At 59.8% G+C, this 22,671-nt stretch carries 23 protein-coding genes; 12 read left to right on the top strand and 11 right to left on the bottom strand.

The window, feature by feature from the left end:
• Nucleotides 1-122: 122 nt before the first annotated feature.
• From ptsG to C2U47_RS03830, 6 genes are all read right to left on the bottom strand, one after another.
• Entirely contained in the window at nucleotides 123-1,556 is a 1,434-nt protein-coding gene (gene ptsG, locus C2U47_RS03805; protein WP_102948819.1) for a PTS glucose transporter subunit IIBC, read from the bottom strand.
• 431 nt (nucleotides 1,557-1,987) lie between these two features.
• Nucleotides 1,988-2,953: a MalM family protein gene (locus C2U47_RS03810; RefSeq protein ID WP_193758865.1), complete on the bottom strand. Its 966-nt coding sequence runs from the start codon at nucleotides 2,951-2,953 to the stop codon at nucleotides 1,988-1,990.
• A gap of 91 nt (nucleotides 2,954-3,044) precedes the next feature.
• A complete protein-coding gene (locus tag C2U47_RS03815) occupies nucleotides 3,045-4,364 on the bottom strand; it encodes a maltoporin (protein WP_309295041.1) in 1,320 nt (439 codons plus the stop codon).
• Between the two features lie 528 nt (nucleotides 4,365-4,892).
• Nucleotides 4,893-5,333 carry a flavodoxin gene (locus tag C2U47_RS03820; protein ID WP_049636272.1) on the bottom strand — a complete coding sequence of 147 codons (441 nt, stop codon included), beginning with the start codon at nucleotides 5,331-5,333 and terminating at the stop codon, nucleotides 4,893-4,895.
• A 76-nt stretch (nucleotides 5,334-5,409) separates the two neighbouring features.
• A complete protein-coding gene (truC, locus tag C2U47_RS03825) occupies nucleotides 5,410-6,180 on the bottom strand; it encodes a tRNA pseudouridine(65) synthase TruC (protein ID WP_373870492.1) in 771 nt (256 codons plus the stop codon).
• Complete coding sequence (locus C2U47_RS03830; protein ID WP_010673392.1) at nucleotides 6,180-6,515, bottom strand: YqcC family protein; 336 nt, start codon at nucleotides 6,513-6,515, stop codon at nucleotides 6,180-6,182. The genes truC and C2U47_RS03830 overlap by 1 nt, the downstream gene beginning before the upstream one ends.
• 197 nt (nucleotides 6,516-6,712) lie before the next feature.
• Between C2U47_RS03830 and C2U47_RS03835 the strand changes: the two genes are divergently transcribed.
• The 5 genes from C2U47_RS03835 to C2U47_RS03855 all read left to right on the top strand — a co-directional run bounded on the left by C2U47_RS03835 (nucleotide 6,713) and on the right by C2U47_RS03855 (nucleotide 9,660).
• Entirely contained in the window at nucleotides 6,713-7,741 is a 1,029-nt protein-coding gene (locus tag C2U47_RS03835; RefSeq protein ID WP_103261455.1) for a DUF3549 family protein, read from the top strand.
• A gap of 68 nt (nucleotides 7,742-7,809) precedes the next feature.
• Entirely contained in the window at nucleotides 7,810-8,106 is a 297-nt protein-coding gene (locus C2U47_RS03840; protein ID WP_039039421.1) for a DUF3301 domain-containing protein, read from the top strand.
• A 59-nt stretch (nucleotides 8,107-8,165) separates the two neighbouring features.
• Complete coding sequence (locus tag C2U47_RS03845; protein ID WP_039039420.1) at nucleotides 8,166-8,402, top strand: DUF2789 domain-containing protein; 237 nt, start codon at nucleotides 8,166-8,168, stop codon at nucleotides 8,400-8,402.
• A 157-nt stretch (nucleotides 8,403-8,559) separates the two neighbouring features.
• The gene (locus C2U47_RS03850; protein WP_045523590.1) at nucleotides 8,560-8,865 is read left to right on the top strand and encodes a DNA-binding protein; all 306 of its coding nucleotides are present in this window, start codon (nucleotides 8,560-8,562) and stop codon (nucleotides 8,863-8,865) included.
• A 9-nt stretch (nucleotides 8,866-8,874) separates the two neighbouring features.
• Nucleotides 8,875-9,660, top strand: coding sequence for a Zn-ribbon-containing protein (locus tag C2U47_RS03855; protein WP_103261456.1), 786 nt, complete (start codon nucleotides 8,875-8,877; stop codon nucleotides 9,658-9,660).
• 73 nt (nucleotides 9,661-9,733) lie between these two features.
• Here the strand turns inward: C2U47_RS03855 and syd are convergent, their stop codons facing one another.
• Nucleotides 9,734-10,282, bottom strand: coding sequence for a SecY-interacting protein (gene syd, locus C2U47_RS03860; protein WP_010673386.1), 549 nt, complete (start codon nucleotides 10,280-10,282; stop codon nucleotides 9,734-9,736).
• 105 nt (nucleotides 10,283-10,387) lie between these two features.
• Here syd and queF point away from each other — a divergent pair, with 105 nt between their 5' ends.
• The 7 genes from queF to C2U47_RS03895 all read left to right on the top strand — a co-directional run bounded on the left by queF (nucleotide 10,388) and on the right by C2U47_RS03895 (nucleotide 19,463).
• Nucleotides 10,388-11,236 carry an NADPH-dependent 7-cyano-7-deazaguanine reductase QueF gene (gene queF, locus C2U47_RS03865; RefSeq protein ID WP_043152474.1) on the top strand — a complete coding sequence of 283 codons (849 nt, stop codon included), beginning with the start codon at nucleotides 10,388-10,390 and terminating at the stop codon, nucleotides 11,234-11,236.
• Between the two features lie 116 nt (nucleotides 11,237-11,352).
• The gene (locus tag C2U47_RS03870; RefSeq protein ID WP_043152477.1) at nucleotides 11,353-13,623 is read left to right on the top strand and encodes a hypothetical protein; all 2,271 of its coding nucleotides are present in this window, start codon (nucleotides 11,353-11,355) and stop codon (nucleotides 13,621-13,623) included.
• A gap of 85 nt (nucleotides 13,624-13,708) precedes the next feature.
• Nucleotides 13,709-15,310 carry a GGDEF domain-containing protein gene (locus tag C2U47_RS03875; protein ID WP_043152479.1) on the top strand — a complete coding sequence of 534 codons (1,602 nt, stop codon included), beginning with the start codon at nucleotides 13,709-13,711 and terminating at the stop codon, nucleotides 15,308-15,310.
• Nucleotides 15,311-15,468: 158 nt separating this feature from the next.
• Complete coding sequence (gene ppnN / locus C2U47_RS03880; protein WP_010673382.1) at nucleotides 15,469-16,824, top strand: nucleotide 5'-monophosphate nucleosidase PpnN; 1,356 nt, start codon at nucleotides 15,469-15,471, stop codon at nucleotides 16,822-16,824.
• Nucleotides 16,825-16,951: 127 nt separating this feature from the next.
• On the top strand, nucleotides 16,952-17,749 hold the full coding sequence (gene xni, locus C2U47_RS03885) for a flap endonuclease Xni (protein WP_042864270.1): 798 nt from the start codon (nucleotides 16,952-16,954) through the stop codon (nucleotides 17,747-17,749).
• A 142-nt stretch (nucleotides 17,750-17,891) separates the two neighbouring features.
• Nucleotides 17,892-18,899, top strand: a complete 1,008-nt coding sequence (locus C2U47_RS03890; RefSeq protein WP_010673380.1) for an isocitrate dehydrogenase — start codon at nucleotides 17,892-17,894, stop codon at nucleotides 18,897-18,899.
• Between the two features lie 120 nt (nucleotides 18,900-19,019).
• Complete coding sequence (locus C2U47_RS03895; RefSeq protein ID WP_010673379.1) at nucleotides 19,020-19,463, top strand: hypothetical protein; 444 nt, start codon at nucleotides 19,020-19,022, stop codon at nucleotides 19,461-19,463.
• A gap of 66 nt (nucleotides 19,464-19,529) precedes the next feature.
• Here the strand turns inward: C2U47_RS03895 and rlmM are convergent, their stop codons facing one another.
• Genes rlmM through C2U47_RS03915 form a run of 4 tightly spaced genes read right to left on the bottom strand, consistent with a single transcriptional unit; the run spans nucleotide 19,530 to nucleotide 22,615 of the window.
• On the bottom strand, nucleotides 19,530-20,624 hold the full coding sequence (rlmM, locus tag C2U47_RS03900) for a 23S rRNA (cytidine(2498)-2'-O)-methyltransferase RlmM (RefSeq protein WP_010673378.1): 1,095 nt from the start codon (nucleotides 20,622-20,624) through the stop codon (nucleotides 19,530-19,532).
• The gene (locus C2U47_RS03905) at nucleotides 20,617-21,003 is read right to left on the bottom strand and encodes a DUF423 domain-containing protein (protein WP_010673377.1); all 387 of its coding nucleotides are present in this window, start codon (nucleotides 21,001-21,003) and stop codon (nucleotides 20,617-20,619) included. The genes rlmM and C2U47_RS03905 overlap by 8 nt, the downstream gene beginning before the upstream one ends.
• Before the next feature lie 43 nt (nucleotides 21,004-21,046).
• The gene (locus C2U47_RS03910) at nucleotides 21,047-21,682 is read right to left on the bottom strand and encodes an alpha/beta fold hydrolase (RefSeq protein ID WP_043152486.1); all 636 of its coding nucleotides are present in this window, start codon (nucleotides 21,680-21,682) and stop codon (nucleotides 21,047-21,049) included.
• 12 nt (nucleotides 21,683-21,694) lie between these two features.
• Nucleotides 21,695-22,615 carry a transcriptional regulator GcvA gene (locus tag C2U47_RS03915; RefSeq protein ID WP_029313926.1) on the bottom strand — a complete coding sequence of 307 codons (921 nt, stop codon included), beginning with the start codon at nucleotides 22,613-22,615 and terminating at the stop codon, nucleotides 21,695-21,697.
• Between the last annotated feature and the right edge of the window lie 56 nt (nucleotides 22,616-22,671).

A 22,671-nucleotide genomic window follows, 5' to 3' on the forward strand; every position in this document is an offset into this window, starting at 1 on the left:
ATTGGGTCACACCATGCTGGCGCCGCCAGGAAAGCCCCCGCACATGTCCCGCCACCAAACGCAACCCAGCAAAAAGGGAGGCTTGCGCCTCCCTTTTCGGAACTCGGATATTGGAGCGACAATCAGTTGCTCTTCATCCAGATGTCCATTTCAGTTTTCAGGTTGTCGGACTTGGTGCCGAAGATGGCTTGTACACCGGAACCCGCCACCACCACACCGGCGGCACCCAGCTTCTTCAGACCAGCCTGGTCAACCTTGGCCACATCCTTCACACCGACACGCAGACGGGTGATGCAGGCGTCCAGAGAGGCGATGTTCTCTTTGCCACCGAAGGCGGAGACCAGTGCAGCAGACATCTCGTCCTTGCTTTGACCGGCAGAGGACTCTTGGGCAGCTTCGTCTTCACGACCCGGGGTTTTCAGGTTCATGGCACGGATGACCACGGTGAAGACCACGTAGTAGATGACCGCGTAGACCAGACCCAGACCCACCAGCAGCAGCATGTTGTCGGCACGCGGAGATTGCACCACGAAGTCGATGAAGCCGTTGGAGAAGGTGTGACCGTGAACGACACCCAGCATGTTGGTCAGGACATAGGCCAGACCTGCCAGCAGAGCGTGGATGGCGTACAGTACCGGGGCCACGAACAGGAAGGAGAATTCAATCGGCTCGGTGATACCGGTCAGGAAGGAGGTCAGGGCAGCAGAAGCCATGATACCTACGATCTTGGCGCGGTTTTCCGGCTTGGCGGAGTGCGCAATGGCAAACGCGGCAGCAGGCAGACCAAACATCTTGAACAGGTAGCCACCCGCCAGTTGACCGAAGCCGTTACCGGCAGCACGGGAAGCGTCATCAGCAGTCAGGAAGCAGGTCATGATGCCGTGTACGGTTTCACCGGCGGCGTTGACGCAGGTACCAGCCTGATAGAAGAACGGCACGTTCCAGATGTGGTGCAGACCGAACGGGATCAGGGAGCGCTCAACCACGCCGTAGATGCCGAAGGCCAGGACCGGGTTCTGGTTGGCAGCCCAGTCGGAGAAGGCACCGATGGCACCACCAATAGGCGGCCAGATGAAGGAGAGCACGACACCCAGACCGATGGAAACAAAACCGGTGATGATGGGCACGGCGCGCTTGCCAGCGAAGAAGCCCAGATACTCTGGCAGCTGGATCTTGTAGAAGCGGTTGAACGCCCAGGCAGCCACGCCACCGGCGAGGATACCACCCAGCACACCGGTATCGATCTTCTCGACACCCATCACAGGCGCCATCACAGTCAGGGTGGCGGTCATGATGCCGTAGCCAACGATGGCTGACAGACCAGATACGCCGTCGTTATTGGTAAAGCCGAGGGCAACACCCACTGCGAACAGCAGGGCCATCTGACCAAATACGGAACCACCAGCTTGCTCCATCAATTGGGAGACAATTTCTGGCAACCAGCTGAAGTGAGCGGCGCCCACCCCCAGCAGAATACCTGCAACTGGCAAGACCGATACTGGCAGCATCAGCGCCTTACCGACCTTTTGCAGATTAGAGAAAGCATTTTTAAACATGTGTGCGCTCCTGAATGAATTGTCTTCCCGTAAACGGTTCAGTCCAATTGATAGACGATCACGAGCATCATCTTCATCGGCATGAATTCGATTGGGGGTTGTTTATTTTGACCTGTTGAATATAACCCAGCAGATCTGAAATTTCTTCCATCAGGCGCAAAGGAATAAAAAATTTGGAGGGGAGATCACAAGATAATTCTGAGGGGAAATTCGGGGAGATTACAGATATATTTCGGCATTCTCATGCTACGCCACAAATATGAAAAGTGCTGTTTCGCATTGTATTTTAACCAATCATATTAATGCCGAAAGAAACGCAATGTAACTTAATGTAACCATTTGCTGTTTTTTCTATTTTAGTCTACCGATTAAAAAGGCCTCCAACAAGGGAGGCCTCAAATAAATATTATCTTTTAAAGACTGGGCAATATTCAGCCTTTCTGCGAACGCTTGACCGCGTCAATAAAGACGGATTTCGCCTTGGTCGAGCCGGCACGCTCGGCCTCATTGACCAGTTGCATCGCCTTGTCGATATCACCGGCTTTCACCGCTTTCTCAATCTGGGACTGATAGAAGGCTTCGGTCTCGGTCAACATGGCGGGCACGGGTTTGGCAGCAACCGCAGTTGCCGTCACCGCACTGGCAGCCACTGCGGCAGTTGCTGGCGCGGCCTGGCTCATCGCGACCTTGTCTGCGTACTCGGGTTTGAACACAGCCTCAAGGCCCTGCCCCTTGGCCATATCGACCACCTCGATCTGTACCAGCCCCCATGGTGAATGCGGGATCACGGGATCCGGCACTGCTGGCTCAACCGTTTGGTTGGCACGGGCGAAGGCTTTCGCCGGGTGCAATATGGTGGTACTGCCCGCCAGCTCGCTGGCCGGGGCATAGACAATCATATAGGTTTCGGCAGCCGGATTGCCCGGCATGCTGCGATCGACAAAGATATTGCCTTCAATCCGATCGTTATTCAGCAGGTGGGCTGGCTGGTAGCTGAACACTGACTCACCCAGCACCCGTGTCACCTTGAACTGGGCATCCAGCATGATCACTTGCGGCACCAGTACCGTCTTGCTTACCTGAGATGCGACCTTGATGGCCAGGTTGCCTGTGTTGGCTGGCAGGCGATAAGCCGCAAAGTAGCTCATCCCCTCGTCAAACTGAAAACTGGGTTGCTTGCCGTCGAGGGCCAGCAGGGTATCGCCTTCCGGCAAGGTCACATAGTTGAAGTCGTTGAAAGCATTGCAGCAGCTGGTCGCCTGTGAAAGCGCCTGCTTGGCCTGTTCGGCATTGCTCAGAATGGATGCGTGATCCTGCATGGGGACCACCATGCTACCGGAACAACCGGCCAACAGCGCAGTAACCACGGCTGCGATAGACATCTTTACCAGTTTCATTCTTCTTATCTCCATAACCCGGTTGCCGTTACCCGGCGAAACAAAACTGCCCCCATACGGGGGCAGTGACTAACTTAACTGAAAGAAGTGCTTACCACCAAGCTTCCGCTTGAACACCAAAGTTCCAAGTGTCTTTAGAAGTTTTACTATCGAAAGGCTTACCAGCCATATCGTTATCGTCAAGCCCAACGTAGGAGGCAAACACACGAATTTCAGGACGAGCCCAGAAGCTGGAACCGGCGGACCAGGCTTGAGCCAGAGTCAGCTTGTAACCAGAGTCCTCAAGAGAAGATCCATCAGTGGATTTGTTCTTGTCCTTGAAGTAGCCGCCTTCGAAGATGGTCTTGTTGAAGTCATCCCACTTGTACATGGGGCGAACAACGGCAGACATGGTTTCCCACTTGTCGTTGCCATCCCACATCTCGTTGCCTACACCGTAGACCAGCTGATGACCCATCTCGACCTTGTTACCCATTGGGATAACACCCCAGTTGATGAGACGGAATCCGTCAGCACCGTCTTTGGCTTCGGCACCGTACCAAGAGCCATCACCCCAGAAAGCAAAAGCTTTCGAGTAACCTTCCGTGCCGTATTGAACAACTGATTTGTTAAAGCCGCCCAATACACTAGCTGTCAATTCAGCAGTTAACATGACGCCATCTTTGGCATTCTTATACTGTGCATTAGCTGAATCCTTCTGAGCATCAGTCGGATTGGCAATCGCGTAGTCGACACCGACTTCCAGTGAAGCATCTTGCCACAATGGAATGCCTGCATAGCGCAGATCAAGGGTATTAACATTCAGATCATCATTGTAGTTCCAACCATCATCTGTTCCGCTACGATCATTACGAACCCAAGCGAAGGAAACCTTGCCAGGACCGGCTTGGATGCCTTCGATACCGGCACCGGCACCGGAGATGTTCCAGTAGTAGAAGTCAGAGATATGGATGTCGTGACGTTGATAGTAACGCTTACCGGCCCAGAGAGTGGCTTCCGGCGCGAAGCTCAGCAAGCCTTTGGCTTGCACGTTGAACTGACGCAAAGCAAATGTGGCATCTTCTTTGTTGTCACATTTTGTCAGAACACCATCAGCAGCAGTACACTGAAAACGAGACTCTGTAGATTCCCAATCGTTAGAGCCATTAGAGGTCATAGCAACCATGGAATCAACGTAGAAAGTCTTGCCATCCTTGTTGAATACTTCCTGACCCAGCTGAACTTCGCCGTAAGTGTCATCTTCGTGACCCAGACGACCAACCTTTTCCTTTTTAATAACAGTCTGCATGTCACCATCTTTGGAGACACCGACACCTGAACGGAAGTAGCCGTGGAAATCAACGGCGAAGGCGGCTTGGGAAGCCAGGGCTGCGGTTACTGCTGCAGCGATTGGGAGCCACTTTGCTTTCATTTTCATTTTCCTTATTCCCGCTGAGAGGAGTGTGATCCTGATATTCAAGTTCTTATCACCTAGAAAAACGTTTCGGTGATAACCGGGATGGATTATAGGTAGCCAATTTCGAGACAAACATGAGCTGATTCACAAAATGGCGACAAATCGCCCAGCATTGGCCGCGGAGGGTTTTGTACGATGATAATCAACAGAACTATGCAATAACTCACCACCCACACGGGAGTAAAAGCGAAAAGATCCACCATGAAACCGCTACCAACCATTAATTCGCTTCGATGAATAAGTTATAATTATTCAAATTGATGACAAAAACATGACTGAAATCGCTTTCAATGGGGAACTTTTAAATTTGAGGCATGTCGTCTGCCCCCGAAATAAATCGCTGAACAAAGCGGGGATGGTGTGGAAAATAACCGGATAAATATCGGGCAAATATGGTCAGTTGAGACTGCTGATTACCGTAAAATAAACATCCCCGCCAGACGGGCTGAGCGGGGATGAATAAAGGATAAAAACGGACGATCGCTACAGTTTGTTTAGCCAGCCATTGAGCCAGGCCAGCGCCACCTTTTCCGGCTCATCGTCGACGGTGGCATCTATCTCCAGTCGGGGCAGCAGAGGGCTGGCACCGAGCTCCTGCAACAGCGCATCAAGGTGACGACCGGCCCCGCAGAAGTGCTCGTAGCTGCTGTCCCCCATGGCGACCAGCGCATAACGCCACCCTTTCATGTAGGGGGCCCGGTCAGCCAGGGCGGTGGCCAGTGGCTGCAGATTGGGCGGAATATCGCCTTGCCCCGTGGTAGCCGTGATGACCAGCAAGAATCGACTCGCATCCAGAACTGCCAGCTCGGCGTCTTCGAACACCTGGCAGCCGTGCCCCGCCTGCTCCAGCTGCGCGGCCAGCGTCTCGGCCACCAGCATGGCCGCGCCGTATACGGTACCCACCACTATGTCTATCTGCGCCATCACGGACCCCTTTGACCAACATGGATGCCCAGCATGCCACAGCAACAGCTTGGGCAACACCCCGCGATCGTCAGGCTCAGTAGTCGCTCTCGCTGGCAGGCCAGCCCAACTCGGCAAACAGCTGCAGTACTTCCTGTCCCAGCGGTGCCTGGATCCGCATCGGCACCTTGAGCACCGGATGCTCGAAGCTCAGACGGTGCGCGATCAGCAGCAGGCGGTCGCACCCGTAGTGCTCGCGAAAGAAGCGGTTGTGTCGGCCATCCCCGTGGGTGGTATCACCGACGATGGGGTGGAACAGGTGATCCAGATGGCGGCGCAGCTGGTGCTTGCGCCCCGTCTTGGGAAAGAGGCGGACCAGGCTGTAGCGACTGGTGGGATGCTTCTTGGAGACGGCGAAGGGCAGCTCGACCTGATGCAGACAACGAAACGCGGTCACCGCCTCCTGGGCGGGGCGATCCGGGTCGCTGAAGGCATCGGCAATCTTGTCCAGCTGCTCCTTGAGCGGATAGTCGATGAGCCCCTCTTCGGGGGCCCATCCCCGCACCAGTGCCAGGTACTCCTTGTGGACCTGACGGGCAGCAAAGGCCTCGGTCAGGGTACGGGCCACGGCAGGATCGAGAGCAAACAGCAGCACACCCGAAGTGGGCCTGTCCAGTCGGTGCACGGGGTAGACATGACGACCCCCGATCAGATCCCGGGTCATCTGCATGGCGAAACGGGTCTCGGCCTTGTCGAGCCAACTGCGGTGCACCAGGAGACCGGACGGTTTGTTCACCGCCACCAGCCAGTCATCCTGATAGAGCAGAGTCGGCTGCAAGGCATCCGCTGTCCGGGTCTGCTCGTCCATCATTGTTCGACCACTTTGCCGGAGAGCAGCAGATCGAAACGGGCGATCAGACGAAGCAGGGCCTCGACCTCCGCCAGCTCCTCTTTATAGACCTCACTCGCCATGGGATAGAGGGAGACGCTGGTCGGCAGCGGAGCCTGCAGCAGCACCAGCTGCTCCATGCGCGGGATCAGCACGAACTGCAGCCACTGATCGAAACTCAGGGTATCGACACAAAACGGCAGCTCGCTTGCCAGCGCCTCGCTCCCCGGATGGTCGGCTTGCCAGCGTTCCAGACGTTGCAACTCGGCAGTCAGCTCTCCCAGCAGACCGGCAACCAGCAGATATTGATTCATCTCGCTCACTTCCTCATCGCGGGCCCGGTCTGCGACGGGGCCCCACTCAATACGGCCATCAAAAAGGGGCGCTACTATACACCGACCCCGCAATGGCTGCCATGTTACCGTCACCTTCATCCCCTGCATCACCGCCTCTGGCTATCTGGTGCAGCCCCCTTATAATCGCCCGCATTATCTTCAAGCGGGATCTCTTCATGTCTTCCATCAACACCCTGACCGAGTTTCTGACCCAGGCCGATACCCAGTTCCAGCTGTTCGATCTGGGCCGCCAGGTGCGCCCGCTCCCCAGCGACCTCTTCGTGCGCATCGAGCAGCAGCAGGAGCCCTACCCCTGGCCGTTGCAGCAGCACGCCTGGCTCGGCGTGCACTTCTTCCAGCCGACCGAATCCAGGCACTACCTCTGGTTCCTCAAGTTCGCCCTTGATGAACGCGGCCTGCTCATCTCCAGCGGCCCCAAGCATTTCATGGATCAGGTGGTAGAGACTCTGGGCTACAAGCTCACCGGTGAACTGGACGAAGAGAAGGCCCAGCGTCTGGCGGACAACCCCTACACCTTCCGTCCGGCCGAGGCCAAGATGGCCAGTGTGCACGCCAAGCTGGCCCGCCAGCTGGAACAAGCCCCTTCCGCTTACTACGAGGCCCTCTGCCACTATCTGGCGGCGCCGGGGGAAGAGGGGTGGCAGGCCCTGGGACTGCAAGGGTTTGCAGATCTCGCGGAGCAGCTGCAGGTTGAACGCAACCTGGCACTGGTCTGCAAGGCCTTGCCCATGCTGCCGCAGGCCCCCCTCTACGCCCTGTGCCAGAGCCTGGAGAACGCCCCCCTGCCTCCTGCCCTGCAAGGCGCATTGCTGGAGCGCATCGGCAAGGAGCAGGAGTGCGCCGAGCCTGACCCCGAAACCCTGGCCTATCTGTGCCGGGCACTGGCCTCCTGCCCGGGCAACGGACTGCGCACCAACAAGCTGCTGACCCTGCTGCAAACCCGGCCAAGCCCCTCCCTGCTCCTCGCCATCGCTGGCCGCCTCTGGCCCGATCTGAAACACCCCGAACTGCTCGGCCTGTTTCTGGAGCAGCTCGCCCTGCAACCCACCCAGTTCTTCAACCAGGTATTTGCCGAGCTCGTCACGCTACCGGCATTGCGCAATGATATGCTGGCAAAACTGCGTGACCCCGAACGCAGCGAGGCCCTGGGTCTGGCCATCGGTCGCCTGTTCGCTGCCACCTAGGCCCGACACAACGGCCCTGTTGCCTGAGGTGAACAGGGCCCCACACACATCACAGAAGGAACCCGCTGATGGGAGAAATGCTTGGGATCTTGCTGCTCGGCCTCGTTGGCTGGGCCTTCTGGCAACAGCGCCGCCAGGCGGAGTTGGCTTGGCAATACATGCGCCGCTACTGCCAGCACCACGACCTGCAACTGCTGTCGCTGGCGCGGACACACCGTGCCCTGGGGCACAAGCCCCTGCGCCTGCTCACCTACTACCAGTTCGAGTTCTCCAGCGACGGAGAGAGCCATTATCAGGGGCAGCTCTGCATGCAGGGGCTGCATGTCGCCGGTGTCGAACTGCCACCCCATCGTCTCCCCTCCTAGATTTGAGAGCACGGGGGCTGGCTATACTCTTCCACAGCCCCCTTCCAAGGAGTACCAACATGGAATTGCTCACCCATGACATGGCCGCCCTGTTTGCCCAGCTGGGGCTGGCCAGTGACGACATCAGCCAGCAGCGTTTTATCCGCGACCATCCCATCGATCGCCATACCCAGTTGCCCGACGCGCCGTTCTGGACGCCTTCCCAGGCAGGCTTTCTGCGCGATGCCCTCAGCCACGACGCCGACTGGGCGGAAGCCATCGACCAGCTGGATGTGATGCTGCGCCAGGGGACCTGATCCCCCACTCCCGGCGGCCAGCGTTGGGTAGACGCGGAGCCGCCAATCCCCTCCCTCTCGCCACCCACGCCCTTCGCTCCGCTTTCCTGATGGACAGGCTTTGATTAAGCTCTGTGCCACTATCCACCCGCAGCAAGACGGCCGTGCAGGAGCCAAGATGTCAGCCCAAGAGATCATCCAGATAGCCAACGAACTCAGTGCCAGGGGGATCACCCCTTCTACCGCCATGGTCAAGGCCCGCCTCAGCCATCCCGTGCCCATGGCCGAGCTGCTCAAGGTGTTGAGCCAGTGGAAGCAACAACCCCAGCCCGCGTCGACAGCGCCCGCCCCCGCCAGTACCCCCGAGGCGCCCCCCTTGGCCACGGAAAGCGTCACTCTTCAGCAACTGAGCGAACAGCTCGCCCGGCTGGAGCAGAAGGTCGATCGCCTCACCGATCTGCTGCTCAACCAGAAGCCGGATTGACCCATCGCCATGTATATCCTCGAACTCACCTTTGAGTGCTACCGCGATACCTCCCTCGGGGAGGCCGAACGGGCCATCGTCCACTACCTCGACATGCTGCGCTATCAGGGTCAGATCCTGGGGCGGGAGTTTCCCACCAGCATGCACGAAGGCTATTTCGTCAGCCGGGTGGTCTGCCCGGAGCAGGACAGCCTGCACCCTGACAACCAGAGCGAGCTGGTCGCCCTTGCCGAGCAAGGTCTGCACCAGGCGGGCCTGCTCGCCCCCAAACTCCACCTGCAAGGGGCGGATCTGCTCTCGGACAGTACGGACCCGTGCGCAGAGCAGGGAGAGCGTCCCAGCTGGATGCTGCTCTACACCAGCTTCCTGCACAGTTGCTCTCCCCTGCGCTGTGGCGATCACTTCGCCCCCATCCCGCTCTATCGGCTGCCCGCCGTCGCCAACGGTGACCACAAGCAGATCATCAAGTGGCAGGAAGATTGGGAGGCCTGCGATCAGTTGCAGATGAACGGCTCCATCGCCGAACACGCCGCCCTGCACGAAATCGGCGAGGTGGGCAGCCGCCTTCATCGCCGGGGCAGCGATCTCGCCAGACGGCTGGAGCTCCTGAGCAGCATTCCCACCTATTACTATCTCTACCGGGTAGGCGGCCTGAGCGCCGCCGAAGAGCGGGCTCGCCCCTGCCCTGGCTGTGGTGGCCCATGGGCGCTGGCCGCCCCCCTGCACGAGATCTTCGACTTCAAGTGCGAGCCTTGCAGGCTGGTCTCCAACCTCTCCTGGGACTTCAAGGAGTAGGTGCCCACCGCGCACAATGGCGCATTAAAAAGAGAGGGCCTTGCCAGGTGGCAAGGCCCTCTCTTTTGGAGCATCACTGGGGCAAGGTTTCCAGTCGCGCCAGAAAGGCCGGCAACGAGGGGGCCAGCGTCAGGCGCCGTCCGGAGTCCAGCCACTCCAGCCACACCTGGCCGCTCTCGTTATCGAGGGACACCAGCGTCATCTCGTTGCGGGTCGTGGCAATGAAGAGTGAAGGGGATCGCTTCAACTTGCGCAGCATCAGCAGGTGGCCGATGAGGTTCTCCTTGAGCAGATCCAGATCGGCATCGTTCCACGGCAGGATGAGTTCGATGCGCAGCCCCTTGAAAGAGCAGGGCAGAGGGCGGCTGAACCAGTGGCCAAACAGGGCGATGGCGCTGGGATGCAGCGTCAGCTCCAGGGCGTTCGCCATGGCCGTGAAGTCGGCTGCCTGCTCCCGCTGGAACGGACGCCAGGCTACCCGACCCTCCCTGGGTTCATCCAGCTCGCAAGGAGAGCGCCAGTCGGCCTCCCAGTCACACAGGGGCAGCCCCCGCCTTCCTTCGCCATCGCGCTGCCAGCGTAAAAAGAACTGCTCCAGGGCAGACAGGACTTGATCCGACATCGATATTCCCCACAATAGCGGCCTCTGATGGCCGCAAGTACCTGATCGAAAAATCGGGCCATTGCACCATCAAACCCTTTATCAGACAAGCGTGAGCAAACCAGCATGAGCAAACAAGAGAGATACGCCGGCGCCAGTGCGCTGCAAGGCCTGAGCCTGGGGCAGCAGTCAGCCTACATCAGCCAGTACACCCCGAGTCTGCTGCAGCCCGTGCCACGCAGCCTGAACCGCGACGATCTTGGCCTGAGAGGTGAACTGCCCTTCCAGGGGAGCGACGTCTGGACCCTGTATGAACTCTCCTGGCTCAATGCCAAAGGCAAGCCCGTGGTTGCCATCGGGGAGGTCTTTGTGCCGGCCACCAGCCCGAATCTCATCGAGTCCAAGTCGTTCAAGCTTTACCTGAACTCCTTCAACCAGACCCGTTGCGACTCCCTGGAGGCGGTGCAAGCGCTGCTGGTTCAGGACCTGAGTGGCTGCGCTGGTGCCCCGGTGAGCGTCACCCTCTTCACCCTCGACCAGGCCACCCACCAGATAGCCCAGCTGCCCGGTGAGTGCATCGACAACCTGGATATCGAGGTGGATGGCTACGAGTTTGACGAGACCCTGCTGCAAGGGGCCGCCGGTCGCGAGATCGTGGAGGAGACCCTGCACAGCCACCTGCTCAAGTCCAACTGCCTAGTGACCAGCCAGCCGGACTGGGGATCCGTGGTGATCCACTATCGCGGCCCGCGCCTCGACCGGGAGAAGCTGTTGCGCTACCTCATCTCGTTCCGCCAGCACAACGAGTTCCACGAGCAGTGCATCGAGCGCATCTTTACCGATCTCAAACACTTCTGCGCCCCGGAACAACTGACCGTCCATGCCCGTTACACCCGCCGCGGCGGCCTGGACATCAACCCTTTCCGCAGCGACTGGGAGCCGGTTCCGGCGAACCTGCGCCTCATTCGCCAGTAATCACCGGCGCCGCCATCCTGCGGGCTGCGGCCCGCTGCGCATCACCTCAGTAAACTCTGGACGGGCGGGGGTGGGCTTGGATAACATGCCTGCACCTCCGTGCCGTTCTTAATCCAATGAATCAACTGTTTTTTCTGGCAATGATGATGTCCTCCTTGTCGGCTCCTGATCTGGATCTGGCCAAGGAGCAGTTGTCCATCGACCTGCAGCAGGCCCAGACCCTGGTGCTGACCGATCCCGCCAGATGTGCCCAGATTGCCACCTCCTTCCTCGAACGCACGGCCAACAATCCCAAGCAGATCATCAGCAACCGTCAGGAGTACGGCTATCGCGAGCCGATGCTGAACTACGGTACCGCCACCCAGACCACGGGCGCCTATCTGCTCAAGGGGGAGTGTCTGCAGCAGCTAGGGCAGTTCACCCAGGCACAGGAGTCCTTTGAGCAGGGCATCGCCATGGCCGAGAAAGAGCAGCAGTTCGAGCTGCAGGCCCATGGGCTCTATCTGCTGGTTCGAAGCCGCAATCTGCAACAGCATACCCATGGCGCCGCGTCCCCCCTGCTCGACAAACTCGACAAACTGCTGGCCAATCCCGACCTCAAGGAGAGCCAGTTGCAGGTCTACAGCCGTCTGCTACGCGTCAACGCCAGCGTAGAGGAGCGGCAATTCGATCTCGCCAAACAGCAGCTGGCCGAGACCCGCAAATGGGCGGAACACGCCAAACAGCCTCTGGCCAGGGCCTGGACCAGCGCCGTGGGCGGGGATCTCTATCAGGCGCTGGGTCAGCCCCAGCTTGCACTGGGGGAATACATCGAAGCACAACAGCAAGCCAAACCCCTGCAGGATCCCCTCTTCCTCGGCCTGCTCTCGAACCAGATGGTCAGCCTCTATCAGGAAGAGCAGGAGCCACAAAAAGCGCTGCAATACGCCAGCGAGGCGGCCAACTATTTTCATGCCCTCGGCAATTCCTCCATGCTGAGCGACGCCCTGATCGTGCTCGCCCGTCTCAACCGGGATCAGGGCGAGATGAACATGGCGCTGGTCTATTTCTTCAATGCTCTCGACCTGCTGGACGAGAGCAGCAACCGCACCCGCATCGCCCATCTCAAGTTCGAGATAGGCAAGACCTACCTGCAGACCGGCAACCTCAACCTGGCGCGAAACTACCTGAACGCCGCACGCCAGTCCCATGAGCTGGGGGATGACAAGGAGTCGCTCATCGACACCCTGCTGTTGCTGGGAGAGCTGCACCTCAAGCAGCAGGAGGCGGGCATCGCCATCCTGCAGTTGGAGAACGCTCTCACCCTGGCCAACCGGATTGGGGACATCCGGCGCCAATTCGAGATCTTCCGCCTGCTCTCCGTCGCCTATGAGCAGAAGGGTTACCTCCAGCAGGCCCTGGAGAGCTACAAGAATTACCACCAGCGCAGCGAACTGGTTCGCCAGCAACAGCTGGCGCTGGAGCAGGAGGCGGTGCGCGACAACTACGCCCAGGTGGAGCGTGTGCAACAGGTCAAGGAGCTGGAACAGCAACTCGACGTCAGCCAGCACCAGCAGGAGCGATACCTCTGGACCAGCGTCAGCACCGGGCTGCTGCTGGCACTCTTCATCTATTTGTTTTTCACCCTCTGGCTGAAACTGCGGGTCGCGCGCCTTCATGCCAAACAGCTGGGAGAAGCCCTGCTGGTAGAGCCGCGCAGCGGCCTGGCCAACTGGCAGCGACTGATGAGCCGCTGGCCGCGGGAGATGGCCAAGCGCCAGCAAAAATCCGAGCGCTGGTACCTGAGCGAACGCCCCACCAGCGAATTTGACGACAAGCTGCACTACCTGCTGTTCCGGGTTCCCTTCCTGATCAACAGCCTGGAGCAGCACGGCTATCAGGTCAGCCGCGAGATAGAGCAGGCCTTCGGCCGTTACGTCAACGAACTGACCCCGCAGGATGGCCGCATCTACGACCTGCGCGAAGGCCACCTGCTCTATGTGGTGCCCCAGCGCCACGTGGCCCAGTTGCATCAGCTGGCCCAGACCCTGCTCGACACCCTGGCAGCCTTCCCCTGCGAGCACCCGCTGGACAGGTGCATCAGCCTCGGCATCGTCAGTCATCCCTTCCTGCCCAAGGCGGCCATGGCCCTCGATCACCACGGCCTGTTCGATCTCTGCTACCTGGCCCTCTCGGGTGCCATTCAGCTCAGCGAAAAATGCCAGCAGAGCGTCTGGCTTGAGCTGGCCGCCATCGATTGCCAGCAGGCCGCATTTTTTAACGGAGATGTGTGGCAATGCTGCTTGATGGCAATTGACAAGGGACTGGTAAAAGTAAATTCTTCTCATGAAAAGCAATGGGTTAACTGGCTTGCGCTTTCACGGATGAAGGTTGCGGACAATCCTTGACAAAAAGGTACTCAACGGGGTCTTTGATTGGCTTTCTGTTGCTGGACGAAACAAAAACGATAATGACAACAGGGCGACCTGAAGAATGAATGATATGGCTGCCGTAACAGGACAACTGGCAAGACTCAGGGAATCCCTCCAGCAGAAACAGCAGGAGCTTGACGGCATGGCGAGCTTCTCCGATGCCGAACGCACCCGCAGTATCCAGTTCATCGGCAAGTTGATGCAAGCCTGTCGCGGCCACGATCGCGAGCTCGACAACCGGCTCGCCAAGCTCAAGCAGAAACTTGAAGGCAACCCTCCGCTCACCTCCATCGATGCCGATCTGATCGCCATCGAGAAGCTGTTGCAGCAGCACAGCCACACCATGGAAGAGTCCATCAGCCTGACCCGGGCAGCCATCGATCTCGGCAGCAAACAGCTCAAAACCATCAAGGGGTTTCCGGAAGATACCCGCCGCGCCCTCAAGGAGTTTCTCGCCAGCCCGGAGAGTTACGGCATCGGCGATCACCAGAAGAAGGTGATCCGGCTGCTGGAGTTCTACCAGCAGGCGATCAAGATCCAGCTGCTGCCGCGCAAGCCGCTGATCCCCCCTTCGGCGGAGATCCCCACCGAGCTCTCCAGCCCGGCCCCTACCGACTCCTTTGACATCAAGGCACATGCCCAGATTTCAGACGAGTTGCAGCGTCTCATCACCGAGCTCGACTTTGCCGGCGCCGTGGGCGAGAGCCTCGCAGACATCCGCCGCCAGTTGCTCGGGGGCATCACCCCTGCCCTGCTGGCCGAAGTCTGCCTGCAGATCATCGAACTCATCATCGAGGGTACCCGGGAAGAGCGCAAAGCCTCCCAGGCGTTTCTCAGCACCCTGAACGAGAGTCTCTCCTCGGTCCATTACAGCTTTACCGAATCCCTGGATGAAGGGCGGGCGCTGCAAAATGCCGCCCATCTCAGCGGACAGGCGCTGGAGCGGGAACTCGCCGCCATCGATCGCGCCATGGCAGCCCATGACTCGCCACAGATACTCAGGGGCGCCATTTCTGGGCATCTGGACACCATCCGCCGGCTGCAGCAGGAGCGGGAGGAGATGGCCAACCGCGAGCGCCACCTGCTCACCCACCTCTCCAACATGGAAGCCAAGCTCAGGTTGATGAAGGACGAGACCGCCGAGTACAAGAAGCGGCTCAGCATCCAGAAACACAAGCTCTTCCTCGACAGCCTGACCCAGGTACACAACCGGGCGGCCCTGGACGAGCGGCTCGAGCTCGAATACAAACGCTGGCTACGCTATGGCACCCCCCTGTGCCTGGCCATCATCGACATCGACCACTTCAAGCACATCAATGACAATTACGGCCACATGGCCGGCGACAAGGCATTGAAGGTGGTTGCCAAGGCCCTGCAGAACGCCTTGCGCGACACCGACTTCATCGCCCGCTTTGGCGGTGAGGAGTTCGTGGTCCTGCTGCCGAACATCAATCCGGACAAGTACCAGAAGCCGCTGGAGAACCTGCGTCAGACCATCAAGAGCATCCCGTTCCGCTTTCGCGATGCCAGGGTCGAGATCACCATCTCCATCGGTGCCACCCTGTTTCGGACCGGCGACCATACCACGGATGCGTTCGAGCGCGCCGACAAGGCGCTTTACAGTTCCAAGCACTCCGGCCGGGATCAGGTCAATCTCGCCTGAATCCGCTTTGAGGGGCGGCTAAAAAAGCGGCAAACGCACAGTCCCCCTATTCCCCTGCCCACCCCCTTGCCTCTACTATCGAACCCGAGGGATGCCAAAGCATCCCGTTTTCTCCCCAGGGAAAGCACAACGATAACAAGCGAGTGAAAGGGGAAATTATGATTACACACATCAATCCCGTGGGCAGCATGGACCTGCTGTCCCAGCTCGAGGTGGATCGCCTCAAGCAGACGGCCTCCAGCGATATCTATCAACTGTTTCGCAACTGCTCGCTGGCGGTCCTCAACTCCGGCAGCCATACCGACAGTTCCAAAGAGATACTGGAACGTTTCAAATCCTTCGATATTCACGTGATCCGGCGCGAGCGCGGGGTCAAGCTCGAGCTGTTCAACGCCCCCGAGCACGCCTTCGTCGACGGCGAGATCATCCGCGGCATCCAGGAGCACCTGTTCTCCGTGCTGCGGGACATTCTCTATGTGTCGACCCAGCTCGAGTCCAATCGTCTGGTCAACCTGACCAGCTCCACCCATATCTCCAATGTGGTGTTCGCCATCCTGCGCAACGCCAAGGCGATCCTGCCCGGCGCCGATCCCAACCTGGTGGTCTGCTGGGGCGGCCACTCCATCAACGAGGTGGAATACCAGTACACCCGGGCGGTGGGTAGCGAGCTGGGTCTGCGCGAGCTCAACATCTGTACCGGCTGCGGTCCGGGTGCCATGGAGGGCCCCATGAAGGGGGCCGCCGTCGGCCACGCCAAGCAGCGGGTGCGCAACGGCCGTTACATCGGTCTCACCGAGCCTTCCATCATCGCCGCCGAACCGCCGAACCCCATCGTCAACGAGCTGGTGATCCTGCCGGACATCGAGAAGCGGCTGGAAGCCTTCGTGCGTCTGGGTCACGGCATCATCATCTTCCCGGGCGGGGTCGGCACTGCCGAGGAGCTGCTCTACCTGCTCGGCATCATGATGCACCCGGCCAACGATCGCCAACCCATCCCCATCGTGCTGACCGGCCCGAAAGAGAGCGCCGACTACTTCCGCGCCATCGACGACTTCGTCAAGGCGACCCTGGGGGAAGCCGCCACCAGTCTCTACCGGATCATCATCGGCGATGCGCCCGAGGTGGCCCGCGTGATGAAGGAGGCGATGCCGAAGATCCGCGAATACCGCAAGTCGGTGGGAGATGCCTACTCCTTCAACTGGTCCCTGCGGATCGAGCCCGAGTTCCAGCTGCCGTTCGAGCCGGATCACGCCAGCATGGCCAGCCTGGATCTGCATCGCAACCAGCCACCCCAGCTGCTGGCAGCCAACCTGCGCCGCGCCTTCTCAGGCATCGTCGCAGGCAACGTCAAGGAAGGGGGCATCAGGGCCATCGAGAAGAAGGGTCCCTTCAAGCTGCACGGCGACAAGGAGCTGATGCACCTGATGGACAGATTGCTGGAAAGCTTCGTCAAGCAGCAGCGCATGAAGCTGCCGGGCAGCCAGTACGTTCCCTGCTACGAGATAGTCAAATAGTCGGGACATCACAATGCACCGCACCGGAGGGGCCCATGGGCCCCTCTTTCATTGACTGGTCTTCTACGGGGTTAGCAGGAGACGCCACCATTGTTACAATGGCAATCCCCGACGCCCGGAGTGCCCCATGCCACACCTGCTCATCATCGATGCCCTCAACCTCATCCGCCGACTGCACGCGGTGCAGAGCCAGCAGGGACTGACCCCGGCTCAGGCCCTGCTCGCCACCCGTGCCAACCTCATCAACACCTGCAAGAAGCTCCTGGCGGCCAGCGAGCCGACCCACGCCATCGCGGTCTTTGACGGTGAGGTCCACAGCTGGCGCAAGACGCTCTATCCCCCCTACAAGGAGGGCCGCACCCCCATGCCGGATGAGCTGAGAGAAGGGCTTGCCGACCTGCAGGACGCCTTCTGGGAGTGCGGTGTGGATGCCCTGCTCTCCCAGACCGACGAGGCGGACGATCTCATCGCCACCCTGGCAAGCGGCATTGCCCAGCACGGCGCCAGCGCCACCATCATCTCCACCGACAAGGGGTTCTGCCAGCTCATCTGCCCGCAGATCCGGGTGCGGGATTACTTCAACAAACGCTGGCTGGATGCCGCCTTCGTCCAGCAGCAGTACGGCGTTACACCGACCCAGCTTGTGGACTTCTGGGCCCTGACCGGTATCAGCGGCTCCAACATCAAGGGGGTGCCCGGCATTGGCCCCAAGACCGCCACCCAGTTGCTGCAGCAATACGGGGACCTGGCTGCCATGCTGGAGGCCTGTGAGCGGGAGGAGGCCACCAGACCCCTGCTCAAGCTGCGCCAGCACCGGGAAGAGGCCCTGCTGGCCCAACGCCTGGTCCGGCTGCAGCACGATATCCCGCTCGGGTTCAACCTGCGGGAGATCCGCTACCCTCCCATCCCTGATGCCGGGGCGTGATCCCCAGCACACCATTTCCCAAGACAGGCCGTACCTGTTGACATAAATGGGTAAAATGTAAAGAAACATGGAGGATGTGGTGCAAAAATGGTATAAAGCCGACGAATCCTCCCCCTCTGTTCCCTAGAAGTGGATACGCCTCATGTCAAAAAGAAAGATTACCGTCATCCCGGGCGACGGCATCGGCCCCAGCATCATCGAATCCGCCATCCAGATCCTGACCCACGCGGGTTGTGACTTCGACTACGAATACGCAGACGCCGGTCTGGTAGCCCTGGAAAAACATGGCGAGCTGCTGCCCCAGGCCACCCTCGACCTGATCGAGAAGAACAAGGTCAGCCTGAAAGGCCCGCTCACCACTCCGGTCGGCGGCGGCTTCACCTCCATCAACGTCTCCCTGCGCAAGAAGTTCAATCTCTACGCCAACGTGCGCCCCGTCCTCTCCTTCAAGGGCACCAAGAGCCGTTACGACAACATCGACATCATCACGGTGCGCGAGAACACCGAAGGCATGTACTCCGGTGCCGGCCAGAAGCGCAGCGATGACAACCAGAGCGCCGAGGCGATGAGCATCATCACTCGGGAAGGGGCCGAGCGCATCGTCACCTTCGCCTTCGAGCTGGCGCGCCAGGAAGGACGCAAGAAGGTCACCATCATCCACAAGGCCAACATCCTCAAGTCCACCTCCGGCCTGTTCCTGGAAGTGGCCCGTCAGGTCGCGGCCCGCTACCCGGACATCCAGAACGAGGAGATGATCGTCGACGCCGCCTGCATGAACCTGGTGATGTACCCGGAACGCTTCGATGTGATGGTCACCACCAACCTGTTCGGCGACATTCTCTCGGATCTCTGTGCCGGTCTGGTGGGGGGGCTGGGCATGGCGCCGGGCGCCAACATCGGTGAAGGGGCCGCCATCTTCGAAGCGGTACACGGCTCTGCGCCGGACATCGCCGGCAAGAACATCGCCAACCCCACCTCGGTGATCCTCGCCTCCATCCAGATGCTGGAGTATCTCGGCATGCAGGACAAAGCGGAGCGCATTCGCGAGGCCGTGCGGGCGACCATCGAGTCCGGTGATCGGGTGACCCGTGACCTGGGGGGCACAGCGTCCACCAGCGAATTCACCCAGGCCATCATCGACCGTCTATAAATAGAATCCAACCATATGATTTTAAAAGGGAGCTTCGGCTCCCTTTGTTTTATGCCAACGCCTCCCTACCTCCCTCGCCAGATGAATACTATGTTGATATGAGGGATAAGGAGATCCACCATGCGTGCTACTTTCATCTTGCTGATTGTCAGCAGCAGTGCCACGGCATTAGACAGGCCAGTCGACAATGCCTGGTTGACGCCGCCTCCCCAGCACGAGGCGCCAGCCAAGCAGACCTGGCAATCCACCCTGGATACCAACGATCTGCTCAAACAGCCCAAGCCGCTCTCTCTGGGGGTGGATATCACCACCGACAGCAACGGTAATCGGCAGATCACCCCCTATCAGAAGCTGAACCTCACGGCAGAGAAGAGCGTCAGCCTCTCCTTCGAAAAGCAAAAGCCCAGGATCAAGTTCAACGCTGGCGGCATCAACACCTCGGTCAAGCTTCGCGGGGATGGCGTCAAGATGCAGTTCAACCCCAGTGACAAGACCATTCCCCTGCAAATTGAGCTGAAGATCACCGACGACGAGTCCATGATGCGTCTGGACTACCGCTTCTGATGACCCAGACACAAAAAAACCGGACGTCACCGTCCGGTTTTTTCATGCCCTGTTCCCGATGCTGCTTCAGGACTTGGGGGACAGCTTGGAGACCCAGAACTTGTTGTAGACGTGCACCGTGATCTCTTCGCGATCGTGATAGAGCTGTTTGGCCTGAATGATGAAACCGCCATCGATCTCTGCCAGCAGTCCGCGCAGCACCTCGATGTTGTGCACCGCCTCGGCGTAGCGCTTCTTCATCGGCAGCTTGAGGTTGAACATGGCTTCCTGACAGTCGTTCTCCCTGAACCAGTCGGCCACCATGTGGGTCACTCGCGCCGGCTTGTCCACCATGTCGCACACCAGCCAGTAGGTATTCTTCTTGCTCGGCCGCCACACGAAACCATCGTCACGGATGTGCTTCACCTGGCCTGTGTCCATCAGGGATTGGGCCATCATGCCGTTGTCCACCGCCGTCACCATCATGCCACGACGCACCAGCTGATAGGTCCAGCCACCCGGGCAGGCGCCAAGATCCACGGCCTTCAGGCCGGAGCACAGGCGCAAGTCCCACTCTTCCTTCGGCACGAAGACGTAGAACGCCTCTTCCAGCTTGAGGCTGGAGCGGCTCGGGGCATCGGCCGGGAAGCGCAGGCGCGGGATCCCCATGTGGAAGGCAGAGTTGTTGAAGGAGTAGGAGTACCCCAGCATCAGGTGGTCATTGGCCAGGAAGAAGGCGTGGAACACGGGACGGTTCGGGGTCTCCTTCTTGGTCAGGATCTCGTTGCTGCGCAGCGCCTGGCGAAGCGGCACGGTGAACTTGCGGCAAAAGGCGGAGAGCTCCTTCGCCTCGTTGGTATCGGCCGTCTCCACCCGAAGATCCCCGCAAATGGCGTAACCGCTCGCCGCCTCCAAGATGGGAGAGACCCGATCGCTTATTTCCAGATCTTTCAGCTCGTGGGTCACCACCAGCATCTGGCGAATGAAGATAAGCTCGCGGAACGGCAGCTTGCGCGCCAGCAGATCGGCCTGCTCCTCGTCATACAACTCGAAGATCACATAGCCGCTGTCGTCCTTGACCCGGGCAAAGCCGTAGCACTGCATGTTGCCGGCACGCTCGGTGATCTCTGCCGCCGCCTCTTTCTCAAAACCCGGGCGGCAATAAAGCAGCAGATTATTCATTCTTTCCTCCAAGACGACAGCCGGCCCACATCAGAGCCGCCCATCCCAACATAAAACAGAGGCCACCGGCCGGGGTGATGAGCCCCAGCCCCTTGCTGCCAAGCAGCACCATGGCGTAAATACTGCCGGAGAATCCCAGGATCCCCAGCACAAAGACGGCGCCCGCGAAGGTGATCACCTTGCCGCGCACGCCGCACAGCCCCAGCACCAGCAGGGCCAGGGCGTGGAAAAACTGGTATTGCACGGCGGTGTTGAACGCCGCCAGCAACGAAGGAGCAATGCCGGTCGCCGCCAGCCCGTGAGCGCCGTAGGCCCCGAGCATGGTGGCCGTCAGGCCGAAGAAGCCCGCCAGCACCAGCCAATGTCGTTGGATCTGCATCTTCTCTCCTTGCACGCTTCTTCTCTCGACCCGCTCGAGATGGTCAGGAGCGGCCCACCGCCGCGATAAAATCCTTGATCCGCTCCGCAGCCAGTCGCAGGTTCTCCTGCTCGCTCATGCCGCTCGCCTTTCTCGGTTTGAAACCATGATCCCCGTCGGTCAGCCAGTGGACCGATACGGCGGGTGAGAAGGGGAAATCGGCCAGCTCGGCGCGGGAACCGAAGGTATCGCGCTCCCCCTGCAGCAGCAGCGTGGGCGTCGTGATCAGCTTGAGCACCTCGCCCCGCCATGCGTCGGGCTTGGCCGGGGGGTGGAAAGGATACCCGAGAACGATCAATCCTGCAGCATCCATCTCGTCGCCCCCCTCGCAAAACAGCTCGGCCGCCATCCTTCCCCCCATGGACTTGCCCGCCAGAAACAGCCGGGGATGGGCAAACTGACGCACCATCTCGCGCCAGTGGGCGAGCAGCACGGGTTGTCTGTCCGGCGGCCTGCGTTTGCCGTCCTGAGCCCGTTTGGTCATGTAGGGGAAGTTGAAGCGCACCACCTCGATCTCCGGCCCCGCCAGCAGTCGCGACAACTCGGCCAGGAAGCTGTGCTCCATGCCCGCCCCCGCGCCGTGGGCCAGCAGAATGCGAACGGGGGCGTCACTCGCCCCCTCTCTTGTCAGGTCAGTCACCAGGTCAACTCCTCAGGCATCGGCAAGGCGGGCACGCCTGCGGGCCTCTTCCTGCTCCACCAGTTCCAGCATCCAGTCGCGAAAAGCCACTATCTTGCCCTGATCGGACTGCTGCTCCTGACACACCAGATAGAAAGCGTTCTTGCTCACCAGCACCTGCTCGAACGGGCAGATGAGACGCCCCGCCTCGATCTCCGGCTGGGCCAGCACGCTGTGGCCGAGCGCCACCCCCTGACCGTGGATCGCCGCCTGGATCACCATGGTGGAGTGGCTGAAGATGGGCCCCTGATTGACATTGGGCGCGTCGATATCGAGCTGGCGGAACCAGGCCTTCCAGTCGCGCCGGGAGGTGTCGTGCAGCAGGGTGTGACGGGTCAGATCGTCCGGGGTGCGCAGGGGCTTGGGGCCGGTCAGCAGCAGGGGGGAGCAGACCGGGATCAGGTACTCGGTGTGCAGCTTGTCCGAGCGCAGCCCCGGCCAGTTGCCGCGGCCGTAGTAGATGGCCACGTCCACGTCGTCGGTGAGGGAGCCCTCGTCCATGTCCACCGCCTTGATCCGCACATCGATGTCCGGGTGGCGTTCGCTGAACTTGACCAGGCGGGGCACCAGCCACTGGATGGCGAAGCTCGGCTGCAGGGAGACGGTGAGCGCCCCCTTGGCGCTGCGGGCCAGCAGCTTGTCAGTCGCCTCGGAGATGGAGGCAAAGATGTCCTTGATATCGAGGAAGTAGCTCTGCCCCTCCTCGGTCAGTAGCAGGGAGCGATTCTTGCGGCGAAACAGCTTGATGCCGAGATACTCCTCCAGCGCCTTGATCTGGTGGCTGATGGCTGCCTGGGTCACGAACAGCTCTTCTGCTGCGCGGGTAAAGCTCAAGTGACGAGCCGCGGCTTCAAACGCTTTCAGTGCATTGAGCGGAGGTAAACGACGAGACATGGAATCGGCCGACGATGAATTTTTCTAATGGGGCGCATTATAAATTGTCGGTTGCG

This window comes from Aeromonas sp. ASNIH7 (genome assembly GCF_002903485.1).
Lineage (GTDB): Bacteria > Pseudomonadota > Gammaproteobacteria > Enterobacterales > Aeromonadaceae > Aeromonas > Aeromonas caviae.

Excerpts from the sequence above, each read along its gene's own strand:
- xni (WP_042864270.1), top strand. The coding sequence starts at position 16,952 with ATGCCACACCTGCTCATCATCGATGCCCTCAACCTCATCCGCCGACTG.
- C2U47_RS03915 (WP_029313926.1), bottom strand. The coding sequence starts at position 22,615 with ATGTCTCGTCGTTTACCTCCGCTCAATGCACTGAAAGCGTTTGAAGCC.
- syd (WP_010673386.1), bottom strand. The coding sequence starts at position 10,282 with ATGTCGGATCAAGTCCTGTCTGCCCTGGAGCAGTTCTTTTTACGCTGG.
- truC (WP_373870492.1), bottom strand. The coding sequence starts at position 6,180 with ATGGACGAGCAGACCCGGACAGCGGATGCCTTGCAGCCGACTCTGCTC.
- C2U47_RS03905 (WP_010673377.1), bottom strand. The coding sequence starts at position 21,003 with ATGCAGATCCAACGACATTGGCTGGTGCTGGCGGGCTTCTTCGGCCTG.
- C2U47_RS03855 (WP_103261456.1), top strand. The coding sequence starts at position 8,875 with ATGTATATCCTCGAACTCACCTTTGAGTGCTACCGCGATACCTCCCTC.
- C2U47_RS03895 (WP_010673379.1), top strand. The coding sequence starts at position 19,020 with ATGCGTGCTACTTTCATCTTGCTGATTGTCAGCAGCAGTGCCACGGCA.
- C2U47_RS03820 (WP_049636272.1), bottom strand. The coding sequence starts at position 5,333 with ATGGCGCAGATAGACATAGTGGTGGGTACCGTATACGGCGCGGCCATG.
- C2U47_RS03830 (WP_010673392.1), bottom strand. The coding sequence starts at position 6,515 with ATGAATCAATATCTGCTGGTTGCCGGTCTGCTGGGAGAGCTGACTGCC.
- ppnN (WP_010673382.1), top strand. The coding sequence starts at position 15,469 with ATGATTACACACATCAATCCCGTGGGCAGCATGGACCTGCTGTCCCAG.
- ptsG (WP_102948819.1), bottom strand. The coding sequence starts at position 1,556 with ATGTTTAAAAATGCTTTCTCTAATCTGCAAAAGGTCGGTAAGGCGCTG.
- C2U47_RS03845 (WP_039039420.1), top strand. The coding sequence starts at position 8,166 with ATGGAATTGCTCACCCATGACATGGCCGCCCTGTTTGCCCAGCTGGGG.
- C2U47_RS03875 (WP_043152479.1), top strand. The coding sequence starts at position 13,709 with ATGAATGATATGGCTGCCGTAACAGGACAACTGGCAAGACTCAGGGAA.
- C2U47_RS03840 (WP_039039421.1), top strand. The coding sequence starts at position 7,810 with ATGGGAGAAATGCTTGGGATCTTGCTGCTCGGCCTCGTTGGCTGGGCC.
- C2U47_RS03815 (WP_309295041.1), bottom strand. The coding sequence starts at position 4,364 with ATGAAAGCAAAGTGGCTCCCAATCGCTGCAGCAGTAACCGCAGCCCTG.
- queF (WP_043152474.1), top strand. The coding sequence starts at position 10,388 with ATGAGCAAACAAGAGAGATACGCCGGCGCCAGTGCGCTGCAAGGCCTG.
- C2U47_RS03810 (WP_193758865.1), bottom strand. The coding sequence starts at position 2,953 with ATGAAACTGGTAAAGATGTCTATCGCAGCCGTGGTTACTGCGCTGTTG.
- C2U47_RS03870 (WP_043152477.1), top strand. The coding sequence starts at position 11,353 with ATGAATCAACTGTTTTTTCTGGCAATGATGATGTCCTCCTTGTCGGCT.
- C2U47_RS03850 (WP_045523590.1), top strand. The coding sequence starts at position 8,560 with ATGTCAGCCCAAGAGATCATCCAGATAGCCAACGAACTCAGTGCCAGG.
- C2U47_RS03835 (WP_103261455.1), top strand. The coding sequence starts at position 6,713 with ATGTCTTCCATCAACACCCTGACCGAGTTTCTGACCCAGGCCGATACC.
- C2U47_RS03890 (WP_010673380.1), top strand. The coding sequence starts at position 17,892 with ATGTCAAAAAGAAAGATTACCGTCATCCCGGGCGACGGCATCGGCCCC.
- rlmM (WP_010673378.1), bottom strand. The coding sequence starts at position 20,624 with ATGAATAATCTGCTGCTTTATTGCCGCCCGGGTTTTGAGAAAGAGGCG.